This window comes from Microcoleus sp. B7-D4 (assembly GCF_036705125.1).
In the GTDB taxonomy this organism is placed as follows: domain Bacteria; phylum Cyanobacteriota; class Cyanobacteriia; order Cyanobacteriales; family Microcoleaceae; genus Microcoleus.
In genome coordinates, this window is the sequence record NZ_JAUBTT010000012.1 from 90422 (window position 1) to 113619 (window position 23198).

Annotated in this window: 18 protein-coding genes; 9 read left to right on the forward strand and 9 right to left on the reverse strand. The window is 43.8% G+C overall.

Annotation, left to right across the window (positions count from 1 at the left end; translation table 11 throughout):
- Nucleotides 1–22 precede the first annotated feature (22 nt).
- The 4 genes from QUB12_RS07280 (at nucleotide 23) to QUB12_RS07295 (ending at nucleotide 9847) form a co-directional block, all read left to right on the forward strand.
- Nucleotides 23–2557, forward strand: coding sequence for a methyltransferase domain-containing protein (locus QUB12_RS07280; protein ID WP_333140827.1), 2535 nt, complete (start codon nucleotides 23–25; stop codon nucleotides 2555–2557).
- Nucleotides 2554–3426 carry a GDP-mannose 4,6-dehydratase gene (locus QUB12_RS07285; RefSeq protein ID WP_333140825.1) on the forward strand — a complete coding sequence of 291 codons (873 nt, stop codon included), beginning with the start codon at nucleotides 2554–2556 and terminating at the stop codon, nucleotides 3424–3426. Before QUB12_RS07280 ends, QUB12_RS07285 begins: the two co-directional genes overlap by 4 nt.
- A gap of 27 nt (nucleotides 3427–3453) precedes the next feature.
- On the forward strand, nucleotides 3454–8943 hold the full coding sequence (locus QUB12_RS07290) for a glycosyltransferase (RefSeq protein WP_333306182.1): 5490 nt from the start codon (nucleotides 3454–3456) through the stop codon (nucleotides 8941–8943).
- 340 nt (nucleotides 8944–9283) lie between these two features.
- Nucleotides 9284–9847 carry a DUF7638 domain-containing protein gene (locus QUB12_RS07295; protein ID WP_333140821.1) on the forward strand — a complete coding sequence of 188 codons (564 nt, stop codon included), beginning with the start codon at nucleotides 9284–9286 and terminating at the stop codon, nucleotides 9845–9847.
- Between the two features lie 112 nt (nucleotides 9848–9959).
- Here QUB12_RS07295 and QUB12_RS07300 read toward each other — a convergent pair whose 3' ends face one another.
- On the reverse strand, nucleotides 9960–10151 hold the full coding sequence (locus tag QUB12_RS07300; protein ID WP_333140819.1) for a hypothetical protein: 192 nt from the start codon (nucleotides 10149–10151) through the stop codon (nucleotides 9960–9962).
- Between the two features lie 96 nt (nucleotides 10152–10247).
- Here QUB12_RS07300 and QUB12_RS07305 point away from each other — a divergent pair, with 96 nt between their 5' ends.
- Complete coding sequence (locus QUB12_RS07305) at nucleotides 10248–10439, forward strand: hypothetical protein (RefSeq protein ID WP_333140817.1); 192 nt, start codon at nucleotides 10248–10250, stop codon at nucleotides 10437–10439.
- Between the two features lie 2 nt (nucleotides 10440–10441).
- On the opposite strand, the gene QUB12_RS07310 is transcribed toward QUB12_RS07305, so the two are convergent.
- Both QUB12_RS07310 and QUB12_RS07315 read right to left on the reverse strand, forming a co-directional pair.
- Entirely contained in the window at nucleotides 10442–11335 is an 894-nt protein-coding gene (locus QUB12_RS07310) for a CNNM domain-containing protein (protein ID WP_333306184.1), read from the reverse strand.
- Nucleotides 11336–11854: 519 nt separating this feature from the next.
- Nucleotides 11855–12940 carry a hypothetical protein gene (locus QUB12_RS07315; protein WP_333306187.1) on the reverse strand — a complete coding sequence of 362 codons (1086 nt, stop codon included), beginning with the start codon at nucleotides 12938–12940 and terminating at the stop codon, nucleotides 11855–11857.
- Between the two features lie 113 nt (nucleotides 12941–13053).
- On the opposite strand from QUB12_RS07315, the gene QUB12_RS07320 reads away from it, so the two are divergent.
- The 3 genes from QUB12_RS07320 to QUB12_RS07330 all read left to right on the forward strand — a co-directional run bounded on the left by QUB12_RS07320 (nucleotide 13054) and on the right by QUB12_RS07330 (nucleotide 15380).
- Nucleotides 13054–13962 (forward strand): YihY/virulence factor BrkB family protein, encoded by a 909-nt coding sequence (locus QUB12_RS07320; RefSeq protein WP_333140811.1) that lies wholly within the window; start codon nucleotides 13054–13056, stop codon nucleotides 13960–13962.
- 229 nt (nucleotides 13963–14191) lie between these two features.
- Nucleotides 14192–14407: a hypothetical protein gene (locus QUB12_RS07325; protein WP_333140809.1), complete on the forward strand. Its 216-nt coding sequence runs from the start codon at nucleotides 14192–14194 to the stop codon at nucleotides 14405–14407.
- On the forward strand, nucleotides 14367–15380 hold the full coding sequence (locus QUB12_RS07330) for a glycoside hydrolase family 104 protein (RefSeq protein ID WP_333306189.1): 1014 nt from the start codon (nucleotides 14367–14369) through the stop codon (nucleotides 15378–15380). The genes QUB12_RS07325 and QUB12_RS07330 overlap by 41 nt, the downstream gene beginning before the upstream one ends.
- A gap of 80 nt (nucleotides 15381–15460) precedes the next feature.
- Here QUB12_RS07330 and QUB12_RS07335 read toward each other — a convergent pair whose 3' ends face one another.
- From QUB12_RS07335 to QUB12_RS07345, 3 genes are all read right to left on the reverse strand, one after another.
- Nucleotides 15461–16177 carry a DevA family ABC transporter ATP-binding protein gene (locus tag QUB12_RS07335; RefSeq protein WP_333306191.1) on the reverse strand — a complete coding sequence of 239 codons (717 nt, stop codon included), beginning with the start codon at nucleotides 16175–16177 and terminating at the stop codon, nucleotides 15461–15463.
- A gap of 325 nt (nucleotides 16178–16502) precedes the next feature.
- The gene (gene devC / locus QUB12_RS07340; protein WP_333306193.1) at nucleotides 16503–17687 is read right to left on the reverse strand and encodes an ABC transporter permease DevC; all 1185 of its coding nucleotides are present in this window, start codon (nucleotides 17685–17687) and stop codon (nucleotides 16503–16505) included.
- 166 nt (nucleotides 17688–17853) lie between these two features.
- The gene (locus tag QUB12_RS07345; RefSeq protein WP_333306195.1) at nucleotides 17854–19281 is read right to left on the reverse strand and encodes an HlyD family efflux transporter periplasmic adaptor subunit; all 1428 of its coding nucleotides are present in this window, start codon (nucleotides 19279–19281) and stop codon (nucleotides 17854–17856) included.
- A gap of 115 nt (nucleotides 19282–19396) precedes the next feature.
- Between QUB12_RS07345 and QUB12_RS07350 the strand changes: the two genes are divergently transcribed.
- Entirely contained in the window at nucleotides 19397–20005 is a 609-nt protein-coding gene (locus tag QUB12_RS07350; protein WP_333140798.1) for a TetR/AcrR family transcriptional regulator, read from the forward strand.
- Between the two features lie 88 nt (nucleotides 20006–20093).
- On the opposite strand, the gene QUB12_RS07355 is transcribed toward QUB12_RS07350, so the two are convergent.
- The 3 genes from QUB12_RS07355 to QUB12_RS07365 are packed head-to-tail and all read right to left on the reverse strand — an operon-like array spanning nucleotide 20094 to nucleotide 22564.
- Nucleotides 20094–20873 carry a hypothetical protein gene (locus tag QUB12_RS07355; RefSeq protein ID WP_333306197.1) on the reverse strand — a complete coding sequence of 260 codons (780 nt, stop codon included), beginning with the start codon at nucleotides 20871–20873 and terminating at the stop codon, nucleotides 20094–20096.
- 16 nt (nucleotides 20874–20889) lie between these two features.
- The gene (locus QUB12_RS07360) at nucleotides 20890–21042 is read right to left on the reverse strand and encodes a hypothetical protein (protein ID WP_333109680.1); all 153 of its coding nucleotides are present in this window, start codon (nucleotides 21040–21042) and stop codon (nucleotides 20890–20892) included.
- Nucleotides 21043–21052: 10 nt separating this feature from the next.
- The gene (locus tag QUB12_RS07365) at nucleotides 21053–22564 is read right to left on the reverse strand and encodes a mechanosensitive ion channel domain-containing protein (protein WP_333306200.1); all 1512 of its coding nucleotides are present in this window, start codon (nucleotides 22562–22564) and stop codon (nucleotides 21053–21055) included.
- Between the last annotated feature and the right edge of the window lie 634 nt (nucleotides 22565–23198).

The following is a 23198-nucleotide window of genomic DNA, read 5'->3' on the forward strand; positions in this document are numbered from 1 at the left end:
CAGCGCACAACAGGATAAAGCTATGACACATTTCTTCATTCATAACAGTTTTCACAGCGGCGATGTAATTTTGACAAGAGCCGTAATTCAGGCGGTTAGAATTAGTTTTCCCGGGGCGAAAATTACCCTGGAGTGCGCTGAAGTCTCTACTTATCTTTGGCAGGATTTAGATTTGCCGATCACGCTTTATCAAAGTCAGGAATACAAAGGCACGGAACCAACGCCAAACTGCCCCGATACTGCCATATTTGTCAATATGTGGTTTGGCGTTTTTGATGATATTTTAAAACTCTACGGTATGACGTACCAAAATAACGTTCATACCTTTAATCGCCAGATGTATCAGCATGGCCTGAATCATCAATATCTTCTGCCGATACCGATTCATACCCCGACGATCGCCTTTTTTGGACGGACAGAACCGGAAATAGCAGTTAGAGCCAATAGTATTTTAGTAGAAAACGGGGAAGTTTTCTCGAATCAAAGCTATTTCTATTTAAACGAACACCTGAAGCAAATAGCATCGGATTTTCCTCAGCTCAACTTTTACTGTTCGGCTCCACCTAAATCTCCGGCTGCAAATCTGGTCGATTGCAGCGGCATGAATCTGAAAGAATTATCGCAAATAGGAGACAAATCTATTGGTTTGTTGATGAAAGGAAGCGCTATAAACGCGGCTTGCCAAACGGAAATTAATCGATATAAGCCTCGTTGTATTGTTGGCTGGGACTTAGCAGAGAAGCTTTGGGATAACTTGGAAAATCCGGTGGTTTATGCCAAGAATTATGCCGAAGTCCAACAATGGCTGACCAAGATTGTGGCAGATATTACCTTCTCTACAGCAGCAGTTAAGAATGCCAATCTCGTAGCTACGAAGGCATCAATTTTTCCGACAGAATCGGTAAGTAAAGATCGGGATAACTTGCTGGATAAAATTTTGATAATCTCGCACACAAAAACTAATTGTGGCGTGCATGAATACGGTTTTAATATAGCAAAAACGCTCAAAAATTCGACCAAATACTCTTTCGTATATGCCGAATGTTCGAGTGCTGAAGAGTTGCTCTATCGCGTCAACCAGGTAAAACCATCAGCAATTATCTACAACTATCATCCCACAACATTATCTTGGGTGAATAAGAGCATACTGCAATCTATTAACGGGTCACACATCGGGATTATTCACGAAGTCACGCAGCGCCTAGCAGATGTATCAAATAATTCCATCTTTCAGTACCATATCGGTCCAGATCCGACGTTACAGCTCAAGAATCCAATTGTCTTTAAAACAGGAAGAATTATCGCTCCGTATACGAATAATCACAAATTACCAGAGATTCCAACTATTGGTAGTTTTGGATTTGGACTGGAAGGAAAAGGATTTGAAAAGCTGATTGCTACCGTACAGCAAGAGTATGACGAGGCACTGATTAGGCTGCATATTCCCTTTGCAACTTTTGGCGATGCTGATGGAAGTAAAGCAGTTGCGATCGCCCAACGATGTCAGCAGTCGATATTCAAGCCGGGAATTAAACTAAGTTTAAGTCACGATTTTCTCAGTCAAGAACAATTACTGGATTTTCTAGCACAAAATACGCTAAACGCCTTCTTTTATGACAGACTTGAGAATCGCGGTATATCGAGTACGATCGATCACGCGCTGGCTGTCAAAAGACCGATCGCCATTACAAAAAGCAATATGTTCAGACATATTGTTTCGGCCAAGCCTTCAATTTGTATAGAAGATTCCAGCTTGAAACAAATTGTTGATAACGGTATTGCACCGCTGGTGCCATTTTACAATGAATGGAGCGAAGCTAATTTCATTTTGGATTATGAGCGTATACTTGCTCAAGTATTAGAAAAGCCACAGAAGTCCCACAGCCAGAGGTATTTAGATGTTGGGATTCCCAATGTAACATCATTCAATCGGATCTTGGATGATGCCGCGCGATCGCAGTACGCACCTAGGATTAATCAGTTATTTGCACTAGTTCCTGAGATGATGGCGCGGAAAATACCGGAAGCTAATATTCAGCAAGCCTTTATATTGGATACGGTAGACAAATTTGCTTCTCAATTAGTCAAGCCTAAAATTTTATGTGTTGGCAGTCATGAAGATAGTGCTGCTGCTGCTCTGAAGCAAGTCGGCTACCAATTGGAAGAAATCGATCCGGCGATTAACTGCGATCTCAACACTTATTTCCACAAGCCGTCTACTATTAAAGGGAGCTATGATATTATATTTTCAACATCTGTGATTGAACACGTTCAAAATGACGAGTTGTTTCTGATGCAAATCGCTGAACTTCTGGCACCTGGAGGTAGTGCCGTTTTAACCTGCGATTATAATGACCAGTATAAACCGGGCGATCGGATTCCGGGAGTGGACTTTCGCTTGTACACGCAGAAAGATTTCAAACAGCGACTTCTGCCTTTATTAAAAAATTGTGTTTTCCCTGACGTTCCGCAATGGGATTGTCCGAAACCCGATTTTATTTATGAAGGATGTCGCTATACATTTGCCACCTTTGTTTTTCAGAAAAATAAACTGTGAACGCTCTTATTTTCGGTGCTAACGGACAAGATGGATACTATCTCCATCAGTTGTGCAACGCTAAAGGAATTAAACCTGTAGCTGTATCGCGATCGGGAGATTGGATGCGTGGCGATGTGTCTGACTACAAACAGGTTGAGGAGTTCGTAAAAGAATACCAACCAACCTACGTATTTCACTTAGCTGCTAAATCAACAACACGACACGATGCGCTGTTTGAAAATCATGCAGCAATTTCGACAGGTACACTCAATATTTTAGAAGCGGTTTACAAGCATAGCGCCAATTCTAAAGTTTTTATTACAGGTAGCGGCGTTCAATTCTATAATGATGGCAATCCTATTTCTGAGGATACTGCTTTTGAAGCAAGTAGTGCTTATGCCGTTGCTCGAATCCAATCAGTTTATGCTGCCCGATATTACAGAAGTCTCGGTATCAAAGCCTATGTAGGATATTTATTCCATCATGAAAGCCCTCTCAGAAAGCCAAATCATGTCAGCCAAAAAATTGTAGTCGCCGCTAAGCGTATTGTTCAGGGATCTGAGGAAAAACTTCAAATTGGCGATGTTAATGTAGAGAAAGAATGGACGTTTGCCGGTGATGTAGCAGAGGGAATTATGACGCTGGTAGAACAGGAAAATGTTTTTGAAGCTGTTATCGGTTCCGGCAAAACTCATTCTATAAAAGATTGGATAGAAGTCTGCTTTTTACACCTGGGTTTGGATTGGACTCGATATCTAGAACAAGCTGAAAATTTTCAGCCTGAATATAAACGATTAGTATCCAATCCTGCGCTAATGGACAGCCTACATTGGCAACCCAAAATAGACCTGCGACAACTCGCAGCTATGATGATCGACGCCATATAAAATCATAATCCACCTTTAGGTATTTCCATGATGAAACCATTATCTCAGCCCGCTTCTTATCCCTATACACCGATGCACAAACATTACGGTTTTGCGGTTTTTGGACCACAGGAAATATTGTCCTATCTGGAAACAGCGCAAAATCTAAAAAATAGCGAACCAAACTGCATAATTACATGGTTCATTACTTCCGAAAGTGAGATTATGTTGCAAAATAATCCTTGCCTTGACCAAGTTGTGGTTATGGAGGGAAGCGCGAAATTTCTCCAAACTGAGATACCGCGTTTGCAAACAGAACGTTCTTGGTCTGGTTTTTTTACTCCTGATTTTCCGAAAAATAATTCTGGCAAACGAATTTTGTTGGGACAACTAGGTTTAAATGGTGATTGTCTTCATGCTACTGTTGTAGCTCGACAAATCAAGCATGACTATCCAGGATGTCATCTAACTTGGGCAATTTCATCTCTTTGTCGTAGCATAATCGAAGAAAATCCCTTCGTGGATGAAATTTGGGAATTTCCAGCCGAAAATTGGAATCAAATATTTGCTGCTTGGTATCAGTTTGAACAGGAATTACAAAAGCGGGTTAAGCAGGGTGAATTTGATGAATTATTTTTCACACAAATTTACCCAGGAAATACTCAAAATTATGATGGGACAACGAAAGTTTCTCTATTGCGAGGCTATCCTAAACCAATTACAGTTCCTTTACAAAATATCTTGAGACTACGCCAAACGGAAGTAGAAAAAGTGCGAATATTTGCCGAACAACACAACCTACAGAACCGCCGTAATATAATTTTGTTTGAGTGTGCATCCAGCAGTAATCAATCATTTGTTACACTTGATTTTGCTTTGTCCTTTGCCCAGGGATTGCTGTCTCTTGTGCCAGATTGTAGTATTATTCTTTCATCTAAATCTAAAGTTCCGGTAGTAGATGCGCGAATTGTTGATGGTAGCACCTTAAGTCTACGAGAAAATGCAGAATTAACAAAATATTGTTCTCTTTTTATCGGTTGTTCGAGTGGAGTGACACAAACAGCATTGACAGATTGGGCAAAACCACTGCCCATGATTCAGTTATTACTGGCATCAACATCAGTATATGCCTCGATCGCACATGACTTAGAATACTGGGGACTGTCATCAGAACAAGTTTTAGAAATGACTGATTTGCCTCCAGAAAGACTGATTGAATGTGTTTACCTGGCGCTGACACGAGGATTTGCCGAAGCTCGTCTAAAATTTCATCAAAAAATACAAGTAGACTTTAATTTTTATCTCACTCATGTTCGCAGTTTTATTTTTCCACATTATGTCAAAGCATCTCGCTCACTTCTAAATACAGTAGCAAGATATGGCTGGCATCAGCAGCTTAAAACCTTTATTCAGACAGAATTAATGCCAACATTAGGTGTACAAACGCCCCCACTTCTCTCTGATGAAGTGTGTACTAAACTCTTAGAAGATTTCATTTTCAGCAAAGAAAAGCCACAAACTCCTCAAGAGGCTGTTAAAACTAACAAACAGCTAGCGAGACAAATGCCTTTAGTCAGTGTTTGTATTCCTACTTACAATGGTGAACAATTTCTAGAAGCAGCGCTAGCAAGTGCAATTGCCCAAACTTATTCTCACATAGAAATAATTGTTTCCGATGATAACTCAACTGACAAAACAGTAGAAATAGCAAAAATATTTCAACAAAAGTATCCAGCTAAAATTACGATCTTAAATCATCATCAATATGGATTAGTCCAAAATTGGAACTTCTGTATATCCCAAGCTAAAGGGAAATATATTAAATTTTTGTTCCAAGATGATCTACTAGAACCGGACTGTATAGAAAAAATGGTGAATTTAGCGGAACAAGACGAACAAATCGGCTTAGTTTTCTCACCTCGTAATATTTTGATGTCTGGGGGTGCTGAAGCTAATTCTGCTTATATGCCAGATTATCAAAATGCCAAAGACACCTACAAAGCTTGGTTGAATTTGAAAGCGATTCAATCAGGACAAGAACTGCTAGAAAAACCTCAGTTATTGAGCGATCCTATTAACAAAATAGGAGAACCAACTACGATATTAATTAAGAAGAACGTCTTCGATCGAGTAGGAGTTTTTGATGCTGATTTATGTCAGCTTGTGGATGTTGAAATGTGGCTCCGAATTATGAGCCAATATAAAATTGGGTTTGTCTATGAGACTCTTTCTCATTTTCGGATTCATCCTAGTCAACAAACTCGGAAAAATTCTGAAACTAGACAGACTATTTTATCAGATTGGTATAAATTTTATCACAAAATTCATGTAGACGATCGCTATCCTCAAAACTTAAGAGAGGAAGCGTTTAATAAGTATACAGCGTTAGGCAAACAACATCCTGGATTAACAACACAGCCTCTTAATGAACTACATAAATCTCGCAAACAACTTGCTGAAACTTGGCTGAGTTTACCTATTGAGCAACTAGAAAATGCTTATGCCAGCGAACTAGGCAAGACACATCAAATGCTACTCAATAGTGCCATTAAAGATGACCCATTTACGGACACAGAAAAAACATTTATCGATCGACTAGCATCGCATCTCTCCCAGGGAGTTAAAAATCCCAAAGATATTAACTACCTACTAGCAGCCGCCCTCTATCGTCGTGCAGATCAGTTAATGCTGAACTATGAAAATGCAGTTATACCTAACTGGTTTGTCAACGACTACCTCAAATTTATGTTTGCTGCGCCTACTCTCTTTCAAGAAATAGGAGAGGCTGACAATTATTGTCGGTATGTGCAGGGATGGGTCAGTTATTTGCATAGCAATATCTTCAAGAACCCAAACTCACAAGTCTGGCAGGACATCGCCTGGTTTTTCACTCAAAGCGCTAACTTTATTCCTCTGTACTTCAATAGTGAAAATCTCAAGGATATATACACAAAGCGCGCAGATATTATTGAATATGCCATGAAAAATCGTGGCGCTGCGATTGATTGCATTTTTCCGGCTAGACCTGCGAATAGGCCGAAAATTCGCCTTGGTGTCCTGACTAAACATTTCGGGGCGATGACGGAAACTTTCGCTACTTTGCCAGCTTTTGAATATCTGAATCGAGAGCAATTTGAAATTATTTTGTACGCTCTCAATCTCGACGGGAATAAACTAGAACAGTATTGTCAGAGTCGCGCTGACAGGCTGGTTAAACTATCTAATGACTTGCCAAGTCAAGTTCAGACAATCCGCGCTGATGACTTAGATATTCTGCTGATTGCTACCAATATTACTGCGGTTACTCATCCGATTAGTTTACTAGCATTGCATCGCTTAGCGCGGGTACAAACTACGTGTTTTAATTCTCCCATTACCACAGGAATGCGACACATTGACTATTACATTGCTGGTAAGTTGATGGAACCTGCACTTGAAGGACAGGAGCATTATCGCGAGCAATTAGCAACTATTGACGGGCCTGGCTGCTGTTTTAGCTATACCCTCGAACCTTACACTCCTAACATTAATTTCACCAGAAATAGTATCGGCATTTCCGAGGAATCGGTGGTCTTTATTTCGAGTGCGAACTTGTATAAGCTAGTGCCGGAGTTAAGGGAAACATGGGCAAAGATTATGGCGGCTGTTCCTAATTCTGTGCTGTTTTTAATGCCCTTCGGCCCTAGCTGGACTAATCATTATCCTGGGGGGGCTTTTGTGAATAATATGAAAGCCGTTTTTGCTAAGTATGGCATTGAGAGTAATCGTTTGCGCGTGTTGAAGAGTTTTCCTAACCGTGCGGATGTTAAAGAAGTTTTGAAGTTGGGAGATGTTTATTTAGATTCCTATCCCTATGCGGGGACTACTTCGCTTGTAGATCCGTTAGAGGTGGGACTTCCAACTGTGGTTAGGGATGGTGATACTTTGCGATCGAGAATGGGGGCTGCGGTGGTACGATCGCTCTCTATGCCTGATTTAATTGCCAATAGCGAAGCATCTTACATTCAACTAGCAGTTACCCTCGGCACTAATCCTGAACTTCGGCAGCGCTATCGCCAGGAAATTCAGCAGAAAATGCAAGCTAATCCGGCTTGTTTTGACAGTGTGGCATACTCTGGGGCGATCGGCAAATTATTCCAAGAACTCTTTGGCCAATGGCAAAGCAGCCACCTGGAAGCATCGCGCCACTTACAGGATAGCATTCCCAAGCAGCCAGATTTCGACGAAATTCTCTCGAACACCGTCAACCTTTACCAAAGAAACTCCTCAAACATCTCAGCAATATCCGAACTGCGTCAAATCCGCAAACAAATCGCTGATTTTTGGCTGAACGTTCCCGCCGAAAACCTCGAAGCAGCCTACAAAAGCGCTTCAGGTAAGAGCTATCAAATCCTGCTCAAGAGCGGCTTCCAACGTCAAGCGATGATCGAAAGCGAACAAAGGTTTTTGCAGCAATTAACCCAGATTAGCAAAGGATTAGTGCATCCCAAAGCTGTCAACGCCTTGCTTGCCGCGATGCTGTATTTCCCGCCGGGAACCATGCGAATTCCCGACGCTCGCAACCGCTTGCCGCACTGGTTAATTGGGGATTACGAACAAGTTTTTGAGACGGAAGCCGCCGCCAAGTCTGAGTCTACTTCTGACTTGCTAGCTCAATACATTCAATCGCCACAATTTGCGAATCAACTGTTAGGATGCGTCAATCTTTACCGCATCGATCCGTCAGACGAATCGGTTGTTTTGGAACTCCGCCAAATCAGAAAACAAATGGCTGATTTTTGGCTGACTGTTCCTTCAGAAAAACTCGAAAGTTTTTACCGAGGAGAGGTTCGCAAGGGATATCAAGCAATACTTAGCTGCGGCTTGCAAGCAGAATCAATGACTGAAGCCGAACAGCAGTTTTTGCAGAGATTGACTGAAATTAGCAAAGGGTTGGTGCAGCCTCAAGCTATCAATGCTCTGCTGGGGGCAATGCTGTATTTTGTACCCGGAAAAATGCTGGTTCCCGATGCTCGCACCCGCTTGCCGCAGTGGTTGCTTGAAGATTACGAAAAGGTGTTTGAAAGCGCATTCGCGACAACAGAACCAACAGTTGTCAAACAAGATTATATGCCGCAGTTTCTCAATCAATTAACTGCTGCGGTCAATCTCTATGAAATCGACCCGACGGCTGAATTGGTAATAGCAGATTTGCGGCATATTCGCAAGCAAATTGCCGATTTGTGGCTGAGCGTTTCCGGCGAACAAGTAGAAGTTTTGTACCGGAGCGATTTTGGTAAGGGTTACAAAGCAATGCTGGGCAGCGGGTTTATTAAGGAGCCATTGAATGAGAGCGATCGCGAGTTTTTTAACTCGTTGGTTGTTGAGTTGAGTAAAGGGTTTGGAACGCCTAATGCGGTGAATAATTTGTTGGCGGCGATGCTGTTTTGTCGCCCTGGACTGTTACGGGTTCAGGATGCGAATACTTGTTTGCCGGAGTGGTTGTTGGCGGATTACGAGCAGTTGGTTGGGGGTGCCGTTAAGGTGGCTGTGGGGTAAACGAAGGCGGAGTAGGCGATATCTGTAGGGAAACGGCACTGCCCATTAATGTCAACTTAAGCTTTTAGTCCGCCAGTTCTCCCGCTCACCCGGCAGTCCGCCAGGGAATGAATTCCCTGTCTAATAGCGAAAGTCCTCTGAAAGAGGACTGAGAAGAAGAATTCTTAACTCATTAGTCCTCTTTGAGAGGACTTTCGCTTTGAGGCAGGGGTTTCAACCCTTGCCGGACTATGGGTTTTACCTTAAGTTGACACCCCTTGGGCACGGCGCCGTGTCCGTAAGAGGAGACGGCAGTGCCGTTTCCCTACTGGAATACGCTTGATTGTTAAGGGCAAAAGAAATGCTTCAATTATATAGAAACGGTGAAAATGGAGAAATAATTCGGGGTAAAGGGTTGTCGGCCTTTATACACAACGGCGACTACTACCAAACCATCATCCGAGTTTTTGAAGACGGTATGATCGATTGTTGGGAATGGGTTAACTTTGAGGAATTCAAAACCAAAGTTGCCGAGGGATGGGTTGTTACCCAAGTTCCCAAGGGTGCGAGGATAAGCTGTCACCATCTCTACTACGGAAATTCGACTTTAGAGTTTTATATAGAGATTGATGATTTTGTAAAAGAAGTAGAAGATACGATAAACCGGCTTCAGGGAAAGCAAACAGTTGCAGATACTTGTGTTCAAGCCTTTGCTAAATTCCTAACATTCCCAACAAAAGAAAATAAAAGTAGCTTGCGAGAAGCTTACAATGCTATTCCCAAACATCTGAGAATTTATGTGCTTGGTGATATGGATTGTAAAGATTCTGCTATCAGAATGTGTATCGAAGATACAGAAGTTTCCCAGAAAGTTCTAGAAAGCTTTAAGAGGCACTATGAATGGATCTTGGAACGGTTAAATTAAGCGAAGGTAGGTATGTGTAAATAAACTTTGGTATATCACAAGAAGTAAAGCTATAATAAACCTTGCGATTGCTTCGTTTCACTCGCAATGACATACTCATGTATTTGACAGCTCATTTACTACTATCTGAATCCTCAGTATTGTCCAAAACTCTATCTAGTGATGTTTGACTCGCTTGAAGCCAAAACTCAGCTTCATCATCAGGTAAGAGTGTTACTAATACTTTTGCCCCTTCGGGTAACTCTGATAACTCCAGCAGTTCAATTTTCCCTTGTCGAACAGTAGCCCAAAGTGTTTTCAGCATATCCACCTCATAAACTGTGCTTTATGCAATTTGCAGATTTTTGGTACATTGTCGCACTGAGCGACTAATTACAACCTCACAGGGAGCATCTCACCTTTGCAGCCCTCCGCTAGAAATTGGAGTTTTGAGGCAGGAGGCAGGAGGCAGGAGGCAGAAGGAAAGAGGAAGAAGGAAAGAGGAAGAAGGAAAGAGCCAGAAGAAGGAAGGAGCCAGAAGAAGTATTTTTACAAATATGAGATGCTCCCACCTCACATACATAGATCGAGGAAGTATTTAAGCCTGATTTAGGATCAATTTAACACAAGTTCTGGCTGCTGAGTCTCAAATAAGGGGCGAGTTACCTGACGCAGCAGCACGGTTTCTAAACTGCCTTCTACTACATTTGCTGCTTCTATTTCCAACTCGCCCCACAATAGCCGATCGCCTTGATTGGGCATTTTACCTAAATTGTGGATTACGAACCCGGCGATTGTTTGGTAAGCTTGGTTAGTCGGCAGGTTTAACCCGAGTTTTTCGTTAACTGCTGTCACTTCCCATAGGCCAGAAATTAGTGCCGAATGAGCATCTTTTTGAACGAGAGTTGCTTCGGAAGGTAACAGCAGCGGTTGAGACTCTTTACTGGTAATCCAACCGGTCAGCAGCCGGACGGTACCGTTGAGAATTGCTAGCAGCGGCCACAGTAATTTTGAGCAGAGTTCGAGGGCCGGCATCAACAGCAAAGCGGTGCGTTCTGGGGCGTGGGTTGCTAATACTTTGGGGATTAGTTCTCCTAAGACTATTTCTACGTAAGTTACTAGGATAAAAGCTGCGGGAACTGCGATCGAATGAGCAGTCAGCACGGCCGAAAAATGACCGATCGGCAATTTGTCGATCCACGGTTCGATCCAGTGTACAGTCGCGCCCTCACCCAACCAACCCAACAGCAAACTCCCTGCTGTTGTGCCAGTTTGAGTCACAGACAGGTAATGCGGTATGTTGTTTTGAGCTTGGTGGACGAGTTCGGCAGTTTTAGCGGTTGGGCGATCGTCCAACTGGGCAAGTTGGCGGATTTGATGGCGATCTGCTGATACTAATGCTAGTTCTGACGCCACAAAAAAGGCGATTAAAAGTGTTAAGCCCGCCAACATTGCTAATCTCAGCGTTGTTTGAGCGACTTCTATTTCCAGGCAAGTAAGGTTGTTCAAGATAGATATCTAATATGATAGATGTTTTAAGTTAATTATTTTATTTTAGCTGGGGATTGAGATAGATCGATCGCCAGACATTGTGGATCTCCGCACTACCCGTATTCGTAGGTGCGGCTGCACCTTACCCGTAGAACTTGTAAACTCTTTCTCTTCTCTTCCTTCGCGCCCTAGCGCTTACGCGCCGCTTCGCTAACGCACCTCGAAGCGGTTCGTTTTAACTGAGATATTGCACCATTCTCAATTACTTTTTTAGGAACAGGCTTTTCGGCCTGTTCCACAAGAAGACTCATTCTTTGTGGAACGGGCCGGAGAGCCCGTTCTTGACAATGGTGCAAGATATCAGTTTTAACTGAGATATTGTACCATCCTCAATTACTTGTTTAGGAACAGGCTTTCCGGCCTGTTCCACAAGAGATGAATTTTCTTGTGGAACAGGCCGGAAAGCCTGTTGTTGACAATGGTGCAAGATGTGAGTAAAAAAAAATCTAATTCACAACACCGGAACTGATTGCTGTATCAACTCTCCCTTACTCCCCGGAGCGAGTTAATTTCCGTAAAAGTCTGCACCGGATCGGACTTCAACCCGCCTTGAATGTAATTCAACTTCACTTCTTCTAACAAATCCGACAGCAGCGACTGCAATTCCCCAAGAGTTTTCTCATCTTGCAATTCCCGCCGCAAACTTTGATTAAATTCTTGGCTGAAATTATCTAGAATTTTTCTACCTTTATCGTCTTCATAAGTAGTAGCTACCACATCCACAGCAGTTTGAGCCAAATAATTCGCTACCTGTTCCGTCATCTCGGTCGGCAAAATGTTAATGGGAGAGAAATTTTGCAGCATTTGATAAAAATCAGACTGTTTGATTGTTGTTTCCAAATTGTGGTGCAGCAATTCTTCTAAATCCGGTTGCACCTGCGGCAAAACTTTGTAAATTGTCAGATCCAAAATCCGCTTGGTAATTTGTTCGATCGTATTTTCCTGATTGACGTGAAGGTACGGCTGCTGCGCCAGCAACATCTGCGCGGCGTCGCCCTGTTTGATGGAAGTTTTAGCTTGATTGATAAACCGCACCATCATGTATTCCGACATCGTATTGGCTAAATAAGCCACCGGTTCATAGGTAACTTGAGCAACTACGCGATCGAGATTCACCAAACCCGACTTGTGCAGCCGCACCAATACCGGCAGAATGCGGCACCCCTGCCAAATCGGCATCACCAGAAACACCTCGTACCAGCGCCTCAGCAGAAAATCAAACCAAGTTACCCCCGGTTTACGGCGGGTGTGGAACAGACTTTTAATCAAAAATTCCGCCCCAAAAAAACCGATAAAAAACGTATCAATTCGCCAAAACTGGTCAGCGCTTTTCAAATATTCGGGATTTGGCAAACTCGAATCAATGCCTTTAATCGGGTCATAAATTTTAACTAAACCCGGAAAAAAGCTCTGATAAACAGGGCGCAACTGAAGGTAACTGAAATGGAAAAGCACCAGCAAGAAATTAACTACCGCTACTAATGCGCTTAATTTAGCCCAAGAAATTGCTTTTTTAGACAATTTTACATCGGTGCTGTTAACAGTTGTGTGGGAATCTGACATAAAAGTAATTTTCCGAATTTGGTAATCGATAAATCTATCTTGTGGCCGACGCTAAAAAACTCCTAACCTCTTAAAATCCCTGGTAAACGCTAAGTATAAGGAAAGCAAAGACCGTGAACTTAAAAACAGTCATATCACTGCTAAAACAAACTTTTACTGAATGGCAAGAAGATAAAGCGCCAACCCTAGCCGCCGCCCTAGCCTATTACACAGTCTTCTCCCTCGCCCCGCTGCTAATTATCGTAATTGCGATCGCCGGTTTAGTCTTTGGTGCAGACGCAGCCCAAGGTCAAATCGTCACCCAACTCCAAAGTTTAATCGGCAAAGAAGGCGCCGAAACCGTCCAAGAACTCATCCTCAAAGCCTCCGAACCAAAGTCGGGAATGATTGCGACTTTAGTAGGTATCGCTACACTTTTGTGGGGGGCTTCCAACGTATTTACTAATCTCAAAGAAGCCCTCAATACTATTTGGAATGTTTCACCGCCCCCCGGACGAGGCATCTGGGGATTCCTGCAAGACCGCATATTGTCTTTTGCAATGATTTTAGGCATAGGCTTTCTACTGCTAGTATCTTTAGTCATTAGCGCCATTTTAGCCGCCGTCAGCTATTGGTTGAACGGCTTGCTGCAATTACCAGTCGGCATTTGGCAGATTGTGGATTTTGCTCTCTCCTTTGGCGTAGTTACGCTGCTTTTTGCCTTAATTTACAAACTTTTGCCCGATGTCCATCTTGCCTGGAATGATGTTTGGATCGGCGCCGCCATCACCTCAGTGCTGTTTACGATCGGCAAATCCATAATTGGAGTTTACCTCGGAGGTAGCGGTATTGCCTCTACCTACGGTGCTGCGGGATCGTTCGTGATTATCTTACTTTGGATCAATTATTCAGCTCAGATTCTCTTCTTAGGTGCTGAGTTTACTCAAGTTTGGGCTAACCGCTACGGTTCCCTGATGCTGGCAAAACGCAAAAATTTGATCGGCATTCAAGCTGAGGAATCCTCCGGGCCCAAACACCGGTAGAATTCTTAATATTAGATACAAAAAAATGCGATCGCTCACTTTTGAGTCAGCCGGATGCCAGCACCTTGAAACCTATGTCAGTTGGGACGGCGAGGCCTGTGGAATCACTAAATTTTAGACTCAACCCATCGCCAAATCTGCCCATGAACTTGACCGGGCGAACACTTAGTAGTATCACTGGATATGGTTGAAACCAGTTTATCTTGATCCCTGTCGCTGCCCTTCGGTGATGACCGAAAAATTTGAAGTTTGCGATCGCCCCGAAAAAGATTTGTTTCCTTGCCAGTCCCGAATTTCAACGGTGAAACCAATCTCAAGTCCACAAACAGGGATATTTCAACCTGAACTCATATCAGGAGGTACTTTTGTACGCATCAAAACATCTGGGAAGCCACCTGCTCCCTATGTCAGACATGGAGCTAATTCGCCTGTGGGTAAACGGTAAATCCCCCCGCAACCGGCGCTTTAGCTGGCAGGCGGCCAACCATTTTCGAGTGTTTGTCGCAAAACCACTGGCACAAGTTACTTTGACAGATGTGGAGACTTTCGCCGCAGCGATGAGAGCTCGGAAACTTCCACCGCGTTTCTACCAGCAAACCTTGGTAGCGCTGAAATCGCTGTTCGCCTTCGGCCAGCAAACGAAAATTTTGCCCGCAACACTCCCCCTTCACCGGTGGCCGGTTCTGCGCGGGAATCGCTCCAAACGCCTTCGTTTTCAACTCTCTTGGGGTTTCTTAATCTGTTTGTGCTTTTTCTTAGGTCGAATGACGCCGCGACTGTGGGGGCAATCGGTCTCGGCAGAAAGCTCGCCCACCCCGAAACGCCTGCCGCAAGTTGCGGCCCTCAATTCACCAGACAAAGGAGAGGATAACATCGATCGCGATCGATCGCCCGAAACTGCAACCCTGAATTCACCAGAGCCCATACAGGATAGCAGACTCGATAGCATCGCGCCCGAACTTCGAGTCAAAGCCTTTCTCGACACCATAGCCGCCGCCGAAGGAACCGCTAGCCCCGACGGCTACCGCACCCAATACACCGGCACGAAATTTGTCAGCTTTCAAGATCATCCCAGAGAAATGAGGTGCGGCCGTCGCTATGGCAAAAAACTCTGTTCCGACGCAGCGGGGCGATATCAGTTTCTCAGCACCACTTGGGACAGATTTGCCAAAAAATTTGGCGTCCGCGATTTCAGCCCCGAAAATCAAGATTTGATGGCTATAGAGTTAATCCGAGAAAAAGGTGCATTAGAAGATATAGAAGCGGGTAGATTGGAGTCAGCAGTCAGAAAACTCGCTTACATCTGGCCTTCTTTTCGGCGTTATGGCGGTTCCGTGGAATCGTCGATGCCCAAACTCGAAGCAATGTACCTGCAAAACTTGGGGATTTATCCGCAAGGATTGGTTGTTAGCAATTAGTTCATTGTTATGGGTTATTTGTTATTTGTTATTAGAACCAACAAATAACAACCAACAAATAACAACTAACTAATAACTATTTATGCTAATTTTCCATCTTCCATGTGAACGATGCGATCGGCAATATCCAAAATTCGGTTATCGTGGGTTACTAACAAAATAGTACAACCCTGTTCTTTAGCCAGTTGCTGCATCAAATTCACCACTTCGCGACCGGATTTGCTGTCCAGGGCGGCTGTTGGTTCGTCAGCTAAAACAATTTGCGGTTGACTGACCAAAGCGCGGGCGATCGCAACTCTTTGTTTTTGTCCCCCTGACAAATCATCTGGATAATAGTTAATCCGCTGTTCCAGTCCTACTAACTCTAGCATTTTTGCAGAGCGATCGCGCATTTGAGAACGCGACAAATTCCCGTGAACTTCCAAACCCATCTGCACGTTTTGCAGCGCCGTCAAACTGCGGTGCAAGTTGTGCGCCTGAAAAATATAGCCAATTTTGCGTCGCGCCCTTACCAATTGGTCTGCACTCGCATGGCACATCTCTTGACCGAGAATTTTGAGACTTCCCGATTGACCGGATCTCAGCCCGCCAATCAAAGTTAAAAGCGTAGTTTTGCCCGAACCGGAAGGCCCCGTCATCAGCACGATTTCACCTGCTTTAATTTCGAGATTAATGTTAAAAAGTACCTGTTTTCGCAGTTGACCTTGACCGAAGTAGTGGTCGAGTTGGTGCGCGGAAATTATAGGTGCAGGAATCTCTAATGCGTTGGTTGTTGGGTAGAGAGTAGTAGAATTCATAACTTTTTGGTTTGAGGTTTTAGATTTAAGAATAAACAGCTTTATTCGCCGAAAAGGCCGAGAAAAAAAAGAGAATGATTACAAAAAATATGTGTGTAGTCAGGAGTTTATACAAAATCTGGCTTGAATACCCCCTTGATTCTTTAGTCCGCTTGGAGTGGACTTCGTTTGACAAGAAGCGGTTTCAACCGCCGAATCTTCTACTATCAGGTAAGGTGCGTCGCTTTGAGATTGTCGCTCTTTTTTAGGATTTAAGGGTGGCGACGCACCCTACAGCTACTGTTGCATGACTTTTGAGAATTAGTATTATCTTATTCATTTTCCCTTAAAACATATCGGCCGGGTCTGCTGCTTGCAGTTTACGAGTGGCAATTGCTCCCGAAATAGTGCACATAATCACGTTCAAAAGTAATACTATAAATGCTCTCAGCAGCGTCATATAAAGCGGTAAATTTGTAGCTTGGCGAGTTAAAGAGTAGAGTCCGAAAGAGACTCCTACTCCCGGCAAAAAACCGAGGACGGAAAGAATTAGAGCTTCTTCAAAAACGATGCCCAGTAAATAAACATTGCGGTAGCCCATCGCTTTGAAAGTAGCGTATTCTCCCATGTGGTCGCTGACATCGGTTGAGAGAACTTGATAAACAATAATCACCCCAACGACAAAACCCATCGCGACGCCTAAATTAAACACAAAGCCGATCGCAGTATTCTTAGCCCAATAGTTTTTCTCAAAATCGATAAATTCTTGTTTGGTTAGTACCTTGACATCCGGCGGCAAATATGCTTTCAAAACTTGTTGAACTTCCACGGGGTCCGCACCCGGTTGCAGTTGAATTAATCCGGCATTAACACTCGCGGCGTTTTGTCTCGCAAACAGGCGCAGGTAATTTTGATCGCTAGTCATCAAAATACCGTCGGCGGCAAAAGATGCTCCAACTGTGAATAAACCGCTGACGTTAATCCTGCGTCGCTCGACCTCAGCTTTAACGGCTTTTCCTCGATCGATTTGTGCGATCGTTTTTTGGTAATCTCCCCTAGAAGCTCGATCGAACAACACAGTATCCGGCAATTTAATCGCGCTCAAATTTTGGTTAACTTCTGGAAGCGCAAACGCGGGGTGATTCGGATTGAAACCGACCACCATCAGCGACGTTTCGCGCCGAGTTTCGGGATTTTTCCAGTTAGCAATTTTCACGTAAAGCGGCTCGGCTGATTTCACGCCCGGTACGTTCATTGCTTGATACAATCTACGTCTGGGGAAGGAAGACAAATTAATCAAATTTCGCGCTTGGGGGTGAATCAAAACTAAGTCTGTTTCCAAGCTTTGGTGCAGCCGCGTATTGCTGGTGTAAAGCGCATTTTGAAAGCCCAACTGCATGAACATCAAAACGTCAGCAAAGGCAATTCCTGCTACTGCAACCAGCATTCGCCCTTTGTCGTGACTCAGTTGCAGCCATCCGAGGGAAGTTCTGCGTCTTAACTGTTGTAATGGTTTTATGAGTCCAAGCATAGGATTTTAGATTTGGGATTTGGGATTGAAGAGATAGGGCTGATGGTTTACTCTCTTCGTACTGAAAGAATATGTGATTATTGAACCGCGAAGACGCGAAGGACACGAAGGAAGAGAGAGGAAGAAGTAGAGAGTTTTTTACCGGGGAGAAAGTAACATTTTTTACTTAATCTTTAATTTCCCCGATCGCCACTTTGACTTGCAAATTGGTGAATCCCGCTACTTTCTGGCTGGAAGCTTCATCTAAGCGCACTTTTACTTCCACAATTCGACCATCAATATTCGCAGAAGGATCGGTGTTAACAATGTTTTGCCGCTGCACTTGCAAACCAATATGTTCGACAGTTCCCCGCAATTCGCCTGTCAAAGCATCGCTAGTAATTTTGGCGGTTTGTCCGAGGCGTACTTTGTCCACATCGCTTTCGTAGATTTCGGCAACAGCCAGCATCTCGCGAGTTTGTCCGAGTTCGACAATGCCGTCGTTTCCCACTTTTTCCCCCGGATGCGTGTGAATTTTCAGGACTTGGGCGTCTCTGGGAGCACGGATGTAAGCTAGATCCAGATTGGCTTTGGCTTGTTTGGCGGCTGTTGCGGCCAAACTGACTTCGGCGGCGGCTGCTGCTATGTCAACGGGACGCACTTCGGCGATGCGATCGAGATTTGCTTTGGCTTCGTCGATTTGCTGTTGTCGAGATTGCTCAACTTGGCTGAGTTTGGCTTGGGCTTCGTTAATTTGTTGTTGGCGGGATTGTTGAATTTGATTTAGTTTGGCTTGGGCTTCGTTAATTTGTTGTTGGCGGGATTCCTGAATTTGATTCAGTTTTGCCTTTCCTTCGTTGATTTGCTGTTGGGCTGTTTCGGCGGCGAGGCTTTTGCTGTCGCTAGTTGAGGCGGAAATTGCTCCCTGTTCATACAGTTGGGAGTAGCGCTGATCCTCGCTTATGGCGTTGCGGAGTTCGGCTTGTAGACGGGCAATTGTGGCTTGTTGGGTTTGAATTTCACCTTGTTGTTCGGCCCTGATGCGGGCAATTGTGGCTTGTTGCGCTGCAATTTCGGTGCTGCGATCGATTTCTAGGCGGGCAACGATCGCCTGTTGCGCTGTGATTTCGTTGCTGCGATCGGCTTGTATGCGGGCAATGGTGGCTTTCTGGGCTTGAATTTCGCCGTTTTTGGCTCCAGCTTTGACTTTTGCTAGGTTTGCTTCGGCGACGCGCACTTGTTCTTGAGCTTGGTCGAGGGCGGCCGAGAGGCGATCGCGACTGTCCAAAATTGCGATCGCCTGGCCTGTTTTCACCCTGTCTCCTTCTTTTACCAAAAGCCGATCGATCCGGTTTCCTTCGGCTGCACCGGAGGCGGAGACTTTAATTACTTCTCCTCTGGGTTCGAGTCGCCCCAAGGCTGTAACTGTGGTTAATTGGGATGCTGTGACGGCTGCTGCTGCGGCTACTGCATTGGGATCGGGTATGCGCGATCGCCAGATCGTGTAGCCTGTGGTTCCCCCTGCCCCCAGGGTTGCTACTGCGGCCACAACTAGGAGTTGTTTAACTAGGGATGGATTTGAGGATAAGCCGTCTGCTGTTGGTTGGTTTACCATGACATACCTCTTTGTGAGAAAATAAAACTAAACGGTTTAGTTACGATGCATATTCATACTAAACCGTTCAGTATAATAATGTCAAGCTCCCAAATAAAAATTACAGAAGCAAGGTATGGCAAGGACAAAACCGATCGAAGCAGACGCAGCAGCCAGTGACAAAACCGAGCAAATCCTGCAAGGCGCGATGCAAGAATTTTTAACCCACGGCTACGCGGGGACGAGTATGGACAAGGTAGCGAAGACGGGGGGAGTTTCCAAAGCCACGGTTTACAGCTATTTTGCAGATAAAGAAGGATTATTCGCGGCCTTGGTACAGCGGCTGGCGCGAAAAAAAGTCCATTTTACGGTTCTGGATGAAGAACCCGCCGTAGCGCTGCGATTCGTTGCCACAACTATATTGGATCAGGTGACCCAGGAACCAGAATATCTCAATTTTGTGAGGTTAGTGATTGCGGAGTCGGGGCGTTTTCCCCAGCTAGCGCAGACTTTTGTGAGAAACTTAGGTAAACCGGGGATCGAGCGGCTCACTGAATATTTGGCATCGCATCCAGAGTTAAAATTATCCGATGCGGAGGCAACGGCGCGGATTTTTATTGGATCGCTGGTATATTTCCAGTTAACGCAGCATATGATGCACGGCAAAGATATTATCCCAATGGAGCGCGATCGATTGATCGACGCTCTGCTGCATTTGATTTTATCCCCGCAGTCCAATTCCTAAGTGCGATCGACAAAATCTAGGAATTTTATTCGAGAATCATTTAAATGCCATAAAGAGCGAGATCCCTTTATGGCTGCGATCGCAGGTTCTATTCAGGTGTTTTCCCTAACCTCTCCCTCAATTCCTCCGCCGATAACTGTGGCAGTTGTTCTACAAACAATGTCAATTCTGCCACAGGCAATGCCAATAAATTAGTAACGGCTGTAGGCAGAATATCGCTCAATTCAGGCGATCGTATTTGCAAGACACTTTCAGCCAACAATTTCACTGCTGATTCCCGCCCTGCTTCATCGACTGTTAACATCGATATTGCCAGCAACAGCACTGTAAATTCCGCCGCCGCCAACTTGGATATTGGAGATAGAAAAGCCGTCATTTTTGGGCTTAATTCTCCAAATCGAACTCGCAGAAAGTTTTCTAAGATTAAGCGCTGTTGTTCTTGTCTACCTCGTTCTAGTCCTTGTTCTAGTCCCTGTTCTAGTCCTTCTTCTCTAGCTTGTTGCTGTGCTGCTTGTATTTGTTGTTGAAAAAGTGGTGCAATGGCCATAATTAACTCCCGCTCTTCTGGCTCTAATTCTTGTGGCGCATCGGTTACTAAATTTGACTGTAACCGATACAGCAATTCTAGCGCGATAATCCGCAACGGATCGTCTGTTGCTAAAGCGCTTAATTGGGAAATAGCCCTTTGCTGCACTCCCCCTTTGCCCAAAATCCTCAACCACAGAGTTTCTGGAGTTTCTGGCAACTGGTGAATCGCCACAATTGCAGTCCGCAAAGATTCCCCCAAAAAATAGATTCCCTGCATCCAATTCTCTGTGTCTGGTATCGCATTAAAGCTATCTACCAATGCTTTCGATGCTGTGGGCATCAATCGATTTTAGATTTTAGATTTTAGATTTTAGATTGAAGAAAGTGAAGTAAACATCGATTTCTCGAACTTCGGAACTCACATCGCGGCCGATATTAACCGTTCCGAGCGGCGACAGCAATTCCTCCAGGTATTCTTTTGCAAAGAGATCGTGAATAAATCGCGTCATAGGAATTATTTCAAACACTAAATAGATTTTTTAGCCGTTTTCTCACCCATTCTACAGGATTTTCCTCCTCTTCTGCTGCCTCTACTAATTCCATTTCTCGCAATAATTGCTGTCTCTCGCTGAGTTCTTCTTTGTGTTTGACTATTTCTTTAATAATCTGTTCAGATAAATCCGGTCTTTCAGTTAAAACTTTCTGGAAACCTTCTTTATTGATGGCAAACAAAATAGTTTCTTCTAAAGCTCTCACCGAAGCTGTTCTGGGGATGCCCAACATCAAAGAAAGTTCCCCGAAAAACTGACCAGAACCGAGGTTATTCAGATGTTTGTTAATAGCTTCTACAAAAACTTCTACTGAACCTGAAAGAATCATGTAAAAAGCATCTCCGGGGTCGTTTTCGTGAAACAAATATTCTTGCGATCGCAGCCGTTTGCGGTATCCAACTTCAATCAATTGCCGCAATTCCAGATCGGTCAGATTTTCAAAGTATTCCACCTCTCTTAGCAAACCGCTAAGCGACGATGGCTTTTTGAGTTTCTCTGCAAAAATTGGCGGTTTTTGCTCATTTTCCGTGTAACTGTTCGGGAGGTCAATTGCAGTTTCTTTTTTGTTTAACATTGACAACAGAACTTCGGGGTTTTGCAAATAAATTTCTCTGTCATTGAACGGAAATTCGATTTTTTGCTGGCGGAAATTGTATTCAATTGCAAAATTCAAAGAACTTTTAATTAATTCTCTTTCAGTCGGCCTGTCCGTCCACACTAAAAGTTCAAATTTAAAACTATCATCACCAAACTCGACAAACAATACTTTCGGGTTCGGTTCGTACAAGACTCCAGCTTCTGCGTAAGCAATATTTAACAGAGTTTCTGTCACTAACAGCGGGTTACTATTCTCGGCTACTTCTACGGGAACTCGCAGACAGAGTAGGGAGTTTTCGTAACTCCAGTTAACAATTTTGTTGCTAATCATTTTGCTGTTGGGAACTATGACGCTAGAGTCCTCAGTAGTTTGTAGGATGGTCGATCGAATCGATATTTTTTTGACGATTCCCATTAATCCTTCTAATTCCACAAAGTCTCCGACTTTCACAGGTCTGTCTAAAAGCAGCGTTAAGCCGCTGACAAAATTAGTTGTTAAATCTTGGATTCCGAAGCCAATTCCGACTCCTAATCCCCCGGCCACTACTGCAAAAGAAGCGAGGTTGAAACCGATGCTTTGGATGGCGACTATTACCCCCAAAGCTACTATTAAATACCCAATAATAACTGCGATAGCTTCCCGGTTCCCCTCGTCAATTCCCAGTCTAACAAGCAAGCTTTCCTTAAGAAAGTTCGTAAAAAAGCGTGCTATGACAAGGATAGCCATAAACAATACAAGCAGTTCCACCAGTGACTGCAGCGATACAGGATTCTCACCTATTTTAAATAGGGTGGCTGTAAATATTTGGGAGATATGTGTCAATACTTCTTCTGGTATTCTATTAAATTCCAATTCCGGTTCTAATGTTTTTGGTGTTGTCATTTTTTAAGTGGGTAGTAGTAAACAATAAAGTCCTCAGTGTCCAATTTAAAAATAAAATACTGAAGTCTTTATCACAAATCTTAGCCTATTTTGGTAAAAAAGCTGAAGTTTTTACAGAGATATGGGGTTCCTCATACTACGCAGTTATCCCCATTGCCAATTTTTCGGATACGTTGTCTTCCCAGACCTGCGGTTATTGTGCCATTTTTGCGCGAGACGAGATCCGACTCATCTATTATTAAAGTGATTGCTCTATAGCAATCCTCGCATCATTTGTGAACTTCTTACTCCCTCCCCGAACCCGGGGGGAGGGTTGGGGTGGGGTAAAAAAATACGACTCCTGCAAGGATTGCTATAGTAAATTTATTCAACATTAACTCAAGGCGATTTTATGATACTCTCCACTAATTTGTTTTGGAATTCCCCTTATAAACTCAAGCAGGGATTATTCAATAACTATTTAAGTGGACAAGTCAAATCTCCAAGTATTACAATGACTTTAACTCCTAGGAGAGATATTGCTATTACTCTGCCAGTGGTGTCCGTCTTGTTTATTTCTAAGGATCGCGAATTAAATAACTTACAATTTTAATTGTTATTGTGGGATGGGCGTCCCGCCCGTCCTTTTTGGACG

Bases quoted from the DNA above. Each gene is read 5' to 3' on its own strand.
- QUB12_RS07345 (WP_333306195.1), bottom strand. From the start codon at position 19,281: ATGGTAAACCAACCAACAGCAGACGGCTTATCCTCAAATCCATCCCTA.
- QUB12_RS07300 (WP_333140819.1), bottom strand. From the start codon at position 10,151: ATGCTGAAAACACTTTGGGCTACTGTTCGACAAGGGAAAATTGAACTG.
- QUB12_RS07330 (WP_333306189.1), top strand. From the start codon at position 14,367: ATGTCAGACATGGAGCTAATTCGCCTGTGGGTAAACGGTAAATCCCCC.
- QUB12_RS07295 (WP_333140821.1), top strand. From the start codon at position 9,284: ATGCTTCAATTATATAGAAACGGTGAAAATGGAGAAATAATTCGGGGT.
- devC (WP_333306193.1), bottom strand. From the start codon at position 17,687: ATGCTTGGACTCATAAAACCATTACAACAGTTAAGACGCAGAACTTCC.
- QUB12_RS07355 (WP_333306197.1), bottom strand. From the start codon at position 20,873: ATGCCCACAGCATCGAAAGCATTGGTAGATAGCTTTAATGCGATACCA.
- QUB12_RS07325 (WP_333140809.1), top strand. From the start codon at position 14,192: ATGACCGAAAAATTTGAAGTTTGCGATCGCCCCGAAAAAGATTTGTTT.
- QUB12_RS07365 (WP_333306200.1), bottom strand. From the start codon at position 22,564: ATGACAACACCAAAAACATTAGAACCGGAATTGGAATTTAATAGAATA.
- QUB12_RS07350 (WP_333140798.1), top strand. From the start codon at position 19,397: ATGGCAAGGACAAAACCGATCGAAGCAGACGCAGCAGCCAGTGACAAA.
- QUB12_RS07280 (WP_333140827.1), top strand. From the start codon at position 23: ATGACACATTTCTTCATTCATAACAGTTTTCACAGCGGCGATGTAATT.
- QUB12_RS07315 (WP_333306187.1), bottom strand. From the start codon at position 12,940: ATGTCAGATTCCCACACAACTGTTAACAGCACCGATGTAAAATTGTCT.
- QUB12_RS07335 (WP_333306191.1), bottom strand. From the start codon at position 16,177: ATGAATTCTACTACTCTCTACCCAACAACCAACGCATTAGAGATTCCT.
- QUB12_RS07360 (WP_333109680.1), bottom strand. From the start codon at position 21,042: ATGACGCGATTTATTCACGATCTCTTTGCAAAAGAATACCTGGAGGAA.
- QUB12_RS07290 (WP_333306182.1), top strand. From the start codon at position 3,454: ATGATGAAACCATTATCTCAGCCCGCTTCTTATCCCTATACACCGATG.